This is a genomic window from Isoptericola sp. NPDC057391, from assembly GCF_042668085.1.
Lineage (GTDB): Bacteria > Actinomycetota > Actinomycetes > Actinomycetales > Cellulomonadaceae > Isoptericola.
Genome location: NZ_JBHVBO010000171.1, coordinates 1 through 8,749, shown reverse-complemented (window position 1 = coordinate 8,749; position 8,749 = coordinate 1). Strand labels below are relative to the sequence as shown.

Below are 8,749 nucleotides of genomic sequence, written 5' to 3'. Positions count from 1 at the left end.
GCCGGGCCGGTCGGGACCGTCGATGGTCCCGGCCGGCCGGCGGCGTCGTCGGTCAGGGCGTCAGCACCCGGGCCTTCTGCTGGGCGAGGACGCTGAGCTCGGCGGCCTTGAAGGCGTGCTCCTGCGTCATCGCGTTCTCGGTGCGCTCCAGGCAGTCGAGGATGAGCTGCCCGAAGTAGGGGAAGCCGACCTGGCCGTCCGCGACCAGGTGGTGCTCGCCCTCGCCGTCGACGAGGAACACGTGCCCGCCGCCCTCGCCGGTGCCGACGTTGACGTACTTGCGCAGCTCGATGTACCCCTCGGTGCCGAGGATGATCGTGCGGCCGTCGCCCCAGGTGCTCAGGCCGTCCGGCGTGAACCAGTCCACGCGCACGTACCCGGTGGCCCCGTTGTCCATGACGATGCCGGCCTCGCCGAAGTCGTCCAGCTCGGGGTGCTCCGGGTGGTGGTAGTTCGCGATGGCGGCGTGGCTGATCTCCGCGTCCTTCGCGCCCGCGTAGTGCAGCATCTGGTCGAAGTTGTGGCTCCCGATGTCGCACAGGATTCCGCCGTACTTCTCCTTCTCGAAGAACCAGTCCGGGCGTCCGGTGCCGAGGCGGTGCGGGCCGAGGCCCATCACCTGCAGCACGCGGCCGATCGCGCCCCGGTCGATGAGCTGCTCGGCCAGCACGGCGGCCTCGACGTGGATGCGCTCGGAGTAGTAGACGGCGTACTTCTGCCCGGTGCGGGCCGTGGCCTCGCGGGCGGCGGCGAGCTGGTCGAGCGTCGTCAGCGGCGCCTTGTCCGTGAAGTAGTCCTTGCCGGCCTCGATGACCCGCAGCCCGAGCGGCGCCCGCTCGGAGGTCACCGCGGCGCCCGCGACGAGACGCACCTCGGCGTCGTCGAGGATCTCCGCCTCGCTGCGCGCGACCCGCACGTCGGGGAACTTGCTGCGCATCACCTCGACCTTGGCCGGGTCCGGGTCGTAGACCCACTTCAGCGTGCCGCCGGCCCCCGCGAGGCCCTCGCACATGCCGAACACGTGGCCGTGGTCGAGGCTCGTCGCGGCGAACACGAAGTCGCCCGGCTCGACGACGGGGTCGGGCACGGGGTTCGGCGCGTACGCGGCGCCGCTCGCGGTGCTCGCCGCGCTGATGGGGCTGCCCGCGCCGGTCGAGGAGCTCATGCCTTCGCCCCCACCGTGATCGCGCCCGGCAGCTCGCCCACCGACGCCGTCTTCTCGAAGAACCGCGGCGCCCGCTCCAGGAGGGTGCCGGTGCGGTAGTAGGGGTCGTCGGGCGACAGCGGCAGGTCCACGGTGCGGCGCTCGATGCCCGCCTCGTAGATGGCGGTCACCAGCTCGATGGCGCGGCGGCCGTCCTCGCCGTCGACGGCGGGACGACGGCGCTCGCGCACGGCGTCGAGCATGTCGGCGATCTGCCCGGCGTGGCCGGTGTGCTCCAGCGGCCGGTGCGCCGCCGCGACGGCCTCGATCTGCGCGACCCGCTCCGTGTCGTCCTCGTCGGCGGGGAAGCCGTTGGGGTTGGCCAGGTTCGCCTCGACCTTCCACGGCTGCGAGACGCGCGCGTTCCGGCCCTGCACGACGATGGCCTGCTCCTCGCCGTGGCTCACCACGGAGGCGGTGACCTCGGCGAGGGCGCGGTCGTACTGCAGCACGCTCACGGACAGGTCCTCGACCTCGGCGTTCTCGTGCGCGGCGTTGGTGAGCACCGACGTCACCGCCTTCGGCGAGCCGAGCATCCACAGCGTCATGTCGAGGTGGTGGATCGCGTGGTTGAGCGTGCAGCCGCCGCCCTCGCGCTCCCACGTGCCGCGCCACCACAGGTCGTAGTACTCGGTGCCGCGCCACCAGGCGGAGCTGACCTGGGCGTGCGTGACCGGGCCCGCGAGGCCGGAGTCGAGCACCTCCTTGAGCGTCGCGATGTCGTCGCGGAAGCGGTTCTGCGCGACGACGGACAGCAGGCGCCCGTTGTCCTTCGCGGCGGCGATCATCGCGTCGCACTCCTCGAGCGACGGCGCCATGGGCTTCTCGACGAGCACGTCGACGCCGGCCTCCAGGGCCTGGATCGACAGGGCGGCGTGGGTGGACGGCGGCGTCGCGACGCTGACGAGATCGAGGCGCTGCTCGGCGGCGAGCATCTCGGCGGCGTCGGTGTAGACGCGGGCGCCGTCGAGCCCGAGCTCCGCGCGCAGGGCCTCGGCGCGGCCGGGGGCGGGGTCGCACAGCGCGACGATCTCGCACTCCTCCGCGAAGCGCTGGTAGCCGTCGATGTGCGCCCGGGCGATCCCGCCCGTGCCGACGATCCCGATGGTGAGCATGGTTCCTCCGATGGAACGAGCTGGCTGGCGGTCCGGCATGATACGTATCATGCGACGGTGATCAGAGTGGCCGCCGCGCTGCGGCCCTGTCAAGGCGAGAGGTGAGGGAGGTCATACTGTGGCGGTGCCGAACCCACCCACCAGCCGCGACGTCGCGCGCCTCGCCGGGGTCTCGCAGGCGACCGTGTCCTACGCGCTCACCGGGCGCGGCACCATCTCGGCGGCCACCCGTGAACGGGTGCTCCGGGTGGCCGAGTCCGTCGGCTACCGGCCCAACCTCGCCGCGCGGTCGATGCGCACCCGGCGGTCCGGCCGGCTCGCCGTGGTGACCGGCGCGACGCTGGACCACCAGGTCAGGTTGCTCACCGGCGCCGGAGACGTCGCCGAGCAGGCGGGGTACGTCATGGAGGCCCACACCATCGACGGCACCCTCGAGGAGCGCACCGCCCGCGTCCGGGACCTTGCCGCGAGCGGTCAGTACGAGGGCGTGCTCACCCTCGTCCCCGTGCTGCCCGGGGCGCTCTCCGACCCTGCCCGCCCCGCGGACCCGGCGGACGGGGGTGCCCCCGTCGTCGCCGAGGCCACGTTCGACGAGCAGATGCGCAGCCTCGGCAACCTCGCCGACGCGAGCGCCGTCGAGGTGCTGGTGGGGGCCCTCGTGGCCGCCGGGTACCGCCGGTTCGTGCACGTCGCGGGCCCCGACCACTACGCGTCGGCCCGCGCCCGGCGCGACGTCTACCTCGCGTCGGTCGCGCGCGCGGCCGCCGACCCCGCCACCAGCGACGTCGTGTCCCTCGGCATCGTCGGCGGCTCCTGGTCGGGCGACGACGCGCGCCGCGCGGTCGCCGACCTCCCCGACGGCGCGACGCCCCTGGCCGTGATCGCCGCGAACGACTACCTCGCCGCCGGCGTGGTGCGCGGCGCCGCCGAGCGCGGCTGGTCGGTGCCGGGCGACCTGGTCGTCACCGGCTGGGACAACTTCGAGATGGGGGCGCTGATGATGCCGTCCCTCACCTCCGTCGACGTCGACTTCCCCGAGGCCGGCCGCACGGCGATGCGTCGCCTGGTCGCGACCGTGCGGGGCGAGCCCCGCCCCGGGCCCGGCGCCCCGATCCACCGCATCGTGTGGCGCGAGTCCACCGGCGGGGTCACCGGGCCGGCCGGCCCGCCTACCCTGGGCGCGTGACCGAGCCCCGCACCCTCCCGCCGTTCGCCTCCGACAACTACGCGCCCGCGCACCCGGACGTCCTCGCCGCGGTCGCGGCGGCGAACGACGGGTACGCCGTCGCGTACGGGGACGACCCGTGGACGGCGCGGCTCGACGCCCGCGTGCGCGAGGTGTTCGGCGCCGGCGCGCTCGCGTTCCCCGTGCTCAACGGCACGGGCGCGAACGTCGTGTCGCTCACCGCGCTCTCGCCGCGCTGGGGCGGCGTCGTGGTGTCCGACGTCGCGCACGTCAACACCGACGAGAACGGCGCGCCCGAGCGGGTGGGCGGCCTCAAGCTGCTCGCCTGCCCGTCGGTGGACGGCCGGATCACGCCCGACGACGTCGCGCGCTGGGCCGGGCAGCGCGACGACGTGCACCGCGCCCACCCGGCGGTGCTGTCCCTCACCCAGTCCACGGAGCTCGGCACGGTGTACCCGCTCGAGGAGCTGCGGGCGCTGACCCACGTCGCCCACGACCTGGGCATGGCGGTGCACCTGGACGGCTCGCGGCTGGCCAACGCGGCCGCCACGCTGGGGTGCTCGCTGCGGGCGCTCACCACCGACGCTGGGGTCGACGTCGTCTCGCTCGGGGCCGCGAAGAACGGCGGCATGCTCGGCGAGGCCGTGCTGGTGCTCGGACCGGACGACGCCCCGGACGCCGCGTCCGCCCGCGCGCGGGAGGCGGCCGCGGCCGCCGTGCCGTTCCTGCGCAAGGCGACGATGCAGCTCGCGTCCAAGACGCGGTTCGTGTCCGCGCAGCTCCTGGCCCTGCTCGGCGAGGCGGGCGACGACACGGTGGGCGGCGCGGAGCCGCTGTGGCACCGCAACGCCGCGCACGCGAACGCGATGGCCGGCCGCCTGCGCGCGGGGCTCGAGGCGCTGGGCGGGGACGCCGTCCGCGTCACCCGCCCCACGGAGGCGAACGCCGTCTTCGCCACGCTTCCGCGCGCCGCCGCCGACCGGCTGCGCGCCGTCGCCCGCTTCTACGACTGGGCGGACGGCGAGACGCCCGACCGCGTCGAGGTGCGGCTCATGTGCGCCTGGGACACCGCGCCGGAGACGGTCGACGCGTTCGTCGCGGCGGCCGCCGACGCCCTCGCATGAGCTCTCAGCGGAGCACGAGCGTCGGGGCGTCGAAGTCCTCCAGGTTCCGCAACCGCCGCACGGGGCTGAGCCCGACGATGACGGGCCCGAGCAGCAGCACGAACGCGGACCCGAGCAGCACGGCCCGGCTGCCCACGTGCGCGGCGAGCACGCCGGCCGCGAGCGACCCGAGCGGGATCATGCTCCACGACACGAACCGGACGGTCGCCATCACCCGCGACAGCAGCTCGGGCGGGCTGGCCACCTGCCGGTAGGTGCGCGTCACGACGCTTCCCGGCACCACGGACGCCCCGAACACCAGGGTGCCGACGGCGAAGCAGAGCCACCCGGCGGCGCCGGCCCCCAGCGGGATCAGCAGCGCGCCCGCGAACCCGAACAGCCCGTCGAGCAGCAGCACCCGCGCGGACCCGAAGCGCCGCACGAGCCAGGGCGTGGCGGCCGCCGCGAGCAGGGAGCCGACGCCGTCGGCGGCGAGCAGCACGCCGACCATCGCGGGCGGCGCGTCGAGGTCGCGCACCAGGTAGAGCGCGAACAGCCCGGCCTGCACGCCGCACACGAGGTTCACGACGCACGCCCACCAGGTGGCGGGCGCCATCACCGGGTGGCGCACCACGAACCGCCAGCCCTCGGCGATCATCGCGCCCATGCCCGGCCGGGCCTCGTCGTCGCCGAGGGCGGGCTCGCGGCGCTCGGGCAGCCGCCGCAGCAGCAGGGCCGACACGACGTACGACGCGGCGTCGACCAGCAGCGCCGGCACGGCGCCCACGGCCTGGACCAGCAGGCCGGCCACGGACGGCCCGCCGAGCTGCGTCGCGGCCTGCGTGCCCGAGACGAGGCTGTTGCGGCTGGTCAGCTCGTGCTTCGGCACCACCGTCGGCAGGAACGTCGTGTTGGCGGTGAAGAAGAACACCTCGGCCACGTTGACCGCGAGCGCCGCCAGCACCAGGTGGAGCAGCGTGAGCTCCCCCAGCCACCACACGAGCGGGACGGCGAGGATCGCGGCCGCGCGCACCAGGTCGGCCGCCACCTGCGTGGCTCGCAGCGGCAGCCGGTGCACGATCGCGCCGGCGGGCAGGCCGAGCACCACCCAGGCGAGGTACGACGACGCGGCCAGCAGGCCCGTCTCGACCGGGCCGGCGTCGAGCACGGTCACGGCGGCCAGCGGCAGCGCGACGGTCGTGACGGCGGTGCCGACGCCGCTCGTCGTGCTCGCGGCCCAGTAGGTCCAGAACGGCCGTGCACTCGTGGCCACCGGGCACCCCCTGTCTGACGAGACCCCGCCGACCCCTCGGGAACAGGCAGGTCTGCGGCATCGTTGGTAAGTTCCAAATTGGAACTTACACCACGGCACGAGATGGACGCGCACCCCGGCCCGGCGAGAGGATGACCCCCATGCGCCGCGAGGACCTTGCCGACAGCGACTGCGGCATCGCACAGTCCCTCGGCGTCGTCGGCGACTGGCAGAGCCTGCTGATCGTGCGCGAGGCGGCCGCCGGCGTCACCCGGTTCGAGGGCTTCGCGCGCGAGCTCGGGCTGTCTCGTCGCGCGCTCACCGAACGGCTCGGCGGGCTCGTCGAGCACGGCGTCCTGGAGAAGGTGCCGTACACCGAGCGCCCGCCGCGTCACGACTACCGGCTCACCGCCCGGGGCGAGGGCCTGCTGCCCGTCCTGCTCGCCCTGCAGGAGTGGGGCACGCGGTTCGTCCTGGGCGACGGCGAGGTCAGCGGCGCGCTGGGCGACGGCGATCTCGCGCGGGCCCGCGCGCTCGAGGGCACGCGGGTGCCCGACGTCGCGCTCACGGCGCACGACGGCTCCACGGTGCGGCTCGTCGACCCCGACCGGTGGACCGCGCTGTTCTTCTTCCCCGGCGCGTACGCGCCCGGCACCGCCGGCTACCCGCCGCGCTGGGGCGAGGTGCCCGGCACCGCCGGCTGCACGCTCGAGTGCGTCACCTACGGCCGCCGGCACGCCGACCTCGAGGCCGCGGGGGCGCGCGTGCTCGGCGTGAGCACGCAGCACCCCGAGCAGCAGGCGGCGTTCGCCGCCCACGCCGGGCTGCCGTACCTGCTTGCGTCGGACCAGGACGGGCTGGCCGCGTCCGCCCTGCGGCTACCGGTGTTCCGCGCCGGCGGCTCCGACCGGCTCAAGCGCGTCACGCTCGTGGTGGACCCGTCCGGCGTCGTGCGACACGTGCAGGCGCCCGTCACGGACCCCGCGCAGTCGGTCGACGACGTGCTCGACCTCGTGCGGGAGCTGGCGGGGACGGCGGCGGCGAGGGCCCGGCGTTAGGGTCGGAACGAACCGGAGCCGGCGGAAGGACCCCCCACGATGACCAGCCCGACCAGCCCCTACAGCACGTCCGAGCACCGCTACCCGCACGTCGCCGAGGCGTCGGTCCACGTGTCCCAGCCCCCGGAGCGCGTGTGGGCCGAGCTCATGCACCCCGGCGCGCGCTGGATGCTGGGCGCGAACATCGAGACGGACTTCCGGCCGGGCAGCCCGATCACGTTCGAGGGCCACTTCTTCGGCCGCCAGTTCGCCGACAAGGGCGTGGTGATCGCCGTCGACCGGCCCCGGCTGCTGCACTTCACCCACTTCTCGCCGCTGGCCGAGCTCGCGGACGTCGACGACAACTACCACGAGATTCGCATCACTCTCGAACCGGACGAAACCGGTACGGTCGTGTCCGTGAGGCAGGAGAACATCGACACGGCCCAGCACGCGACGAACTCGCAGGCGCACTGGCAGGACGCGCTCGCGACCCTCGCCCACCGCGACGGTGCGCCTGCCCGGAACGCGTGACCCCCCGCCGGCCCGCGCCGGCCGCCCTCGCGCTCACCACGACGCTCGCCGTCGTCCTGCTCGCCGCGTGCTCCGGCCCCGGCAGCGAGCCGTCGCCCGGTCCGGCGTCGTCCACCGCGCAGGGCTCGCCGGCCCCGAGCCCGTCGTCCGCGGCGCCGTCGACGACGCCGAGCCCGACACCCAGCACGACGCCGTCCCCCACCCCCGAGCGGCCCGACGACGTGCTCGCGGGCTGGAGCCTCGAGCAGAAGGTGGGCCAGCTGCTCATGGTCGGCGTGTCGGTGAGCGATCCGGCCGCCGTGAGCGCCGAGTCGATCCGCGACAAGCACGTGGGCAACGTGTTCCTGCACGGCCGCAGCACGGCGGGCGTGGACGCGACCCGCGAGCTGGTCGACGGGTACACCTCCCTCGTGTCCCGCCGCACGACGCACGGCACGCCGCTGCTCGTGGCCACCGACCAGGAGGGCGGCCTCGTCCAGGTGCTGCGGGGCCCGGGCTTCTCCGAGATCCCGAAGGCCACCGAGCAGGCCACGTGGAAGCCCGCCACGCTGCAGCGGCGCGCGCAGGGCTGGGGCGACGAGCTCGCCGCGGCCGGCGTCAACCTCAACCTGGCGCCCGTGATGGACCTGGTCGACGAGGACGACGCCGCGGACAACCCGCCCATCGGCTACTTCGGCCGGAACTACGGGTTCAGCCCGTCGACGGTGGTCCGCTCGGCGAACGCCTTCGGCGCCGGGCAGCGCGCAGCCGGCGTCGAGCCCGTGATCAAGCACTTCCCGGGCCTCGGCCGCGTCACGGAGAACACCGACACCGACGCCCGGGTGACGGACGACGTCACCACCCGCGACGACGCGTCCGTGCGCGTCTTCGCCCGGGGGATCGACGCGGGGGCGCGCTACGTGATGATGTCGAGCGCCGTGTACGACCGGATCGACCCGGACACGCCCGCCGTGTTCTCCCCCGTCGTCGTCGGCGACGTCCTGCGCGGCGACCTGGGCTTCGACGGCGTCGTCATGACGGACGACGTCTCGGCCGCCGCCCAGGTGCAGGACCGGTCGCCGGGCGAGCGGGCCGTGGACGCCGTCGACGCCGGGGTGGACCTGGTGCTCGCGTCCGCCGATCCGTCCGTCGCGCCCGCGATGGCGGACGCGCTGGTGGCGAAGGCCCGCCAGGACCCCGCGTTCGCCGAGAAGGTCGACGCCTCCGCCCGCCGGGTGCTGGCCGCCAAGGCCGCATCGGCCGGCTGACGCCCGCCCCCGCATCGAGCGTGGGGGAATTAAAAACTCAAAAGTGTCCGTTTGTTAAAATAAAAGACCCG

Annotated in this window: 8 protein-coding genes; 5 read left to right on the top strand and 3 right to left on the bottom strand. The window is 74.7% G+C overall.

Annotation, left to right across the window (positions count from 1 at the left end; all coding sequences use genetic code 11):
* Positions 1 to 52: 52 nt before the first annotated feature.
* Together ACFUVW_RS17245 and ACFUVW_RS17240 are read right to left on the bottom strand one after the other, a co-directional pair.
* Positions 53 to 1,165, bottom strand: coding sequence for a Gfo/Idh/MocA family protein (locus tag ACFUVW_RS17245; protein ID WP_430572547.1), 1,113 nt, complete (start codon positions 1,163 to 1,165; stop codon positions 53 to 55).
* Entirely contained in the window at positions 1,162 to 2,319 is a 1,158-nt protein-coding gene (locus ACFUVW_RS17240) for a Gfo/Idh/MocA family protein (RefSeq protein ID WP_430572546.1), read from the bottom strand. The genes ACFUVW_RS17245 and ACFUVW_RS17240 overlap by 4 nt, the downstream gene beginning before the upstream one ends.
* A 124-nt stretch (positions 2,320 to 2,443) precedes the next feature.
* Between ACFUVW_RS17240 and ACFUVW_RS17235 the strand changes: the two genes are divergently transcribed.
* Together ACFUVW_RS17235 and ACFUVW_RS17230 are read left to right on the top strand one after the other, a co-directional pair.
* Positions 2,444 to 3,505, top strand: coding sequence for a LacI family DNA-binding transcriptional regulator (locus ACFUVW_RS17235; protein WP_430572545.1), 1,062 nt, complete (start codon positions 2,444 to 2,446; stop codon positions 3,503 to 3,505).
* Positions 3,502 to 4,629 (top strand): threonine aldolase family protein, encoded by a 1,128-nt coding sequence (locus ACFUVW_RS17230; RefSeq protein WP_430572544.1) that lies wholly within the window; start codon positions 3,502 to 3,504, stop codon positions 4,627 to 4,629. The genes ACFUVW_RS17235 and ACFUVW_RS17230 overlap by 4 nt, the downstream gene beginning before the upstream one ends.
* Positions 4,630 to 4,633: 4 nt before the next feature.
* Here the strand turns inward: ACFUVW_RS17230 and ACFUVW_RS17225 are convergent, their stop codons facing one another.
* Positions 4,634 to 5,881: an MFS transporter gene (locus ACFUVW_RS17225; protein WP_430572543.1), complete on the bottom strand. Its 1,248-nt coding sequence runs from the start codon at positions 5,879 to 5,881 to the stop codon at positions 4,634 to 4,636.
* Positions 5,882 to 6,021: 140 nt separating this feature from the next.
* Here ACFUVW_RS17225 and ACFUVW_RS17220 point away from each other — a divergent pair, with 140 nt between their 5' ends.
* From ACFUVW_RS17220 to ACFUVW_RS17210, 3 genes are read left to right on the top strand one after another with little or no spacing between them, the layout of a single operon-like run.
* Positions 6,022 to 6,918 (top strand): winged helix-turn-helix transcriptional regulator, encoded by an 897-nt coding sequence (locus ACFUVW_RS17220; RefSeq protein WP_430572542.1) that lies wholly within the window; start codon positions 6,022 to 6,024, stop codon positions 6,916 to 6,918.
* A gap of 39 nt (positions 6,919 to 6,957) precedes the next feature.
* Positions 6,958 to 7,431 carry an SRPBCC family protein gene (locus ACFUVW_RS17215; RefSeq protein WP_430572541.1) on the top strand — a complete coding sequence of 158 codons (474 nt, stop codon included), beginning with the start codon at positions 6,958 to 6,960 and terminating at the stop codon, positions 7,429 to 7,431.
* The gene (locus tag ACFUVW_RS17210) at positions 7,428 to 8,678 is read left to right on the top strand and encodes a glycoside hydrolase family 3 N-terminal domain-containing protein (RefSeq protein WP_430572540.1); all 1,251 of its coding nucleotides are present in this window, start codon (positions 7,428 to 7,430) and stop codon (positions 8,676 to 8,678) included. Before ACFUVW_RS17215 ends, ACFUVW_RS17210 begins: the two co-directional genes overlap by 4 nt.
* Positions 8,679 to 8,749: the final 71 nt, after the last annotated feature.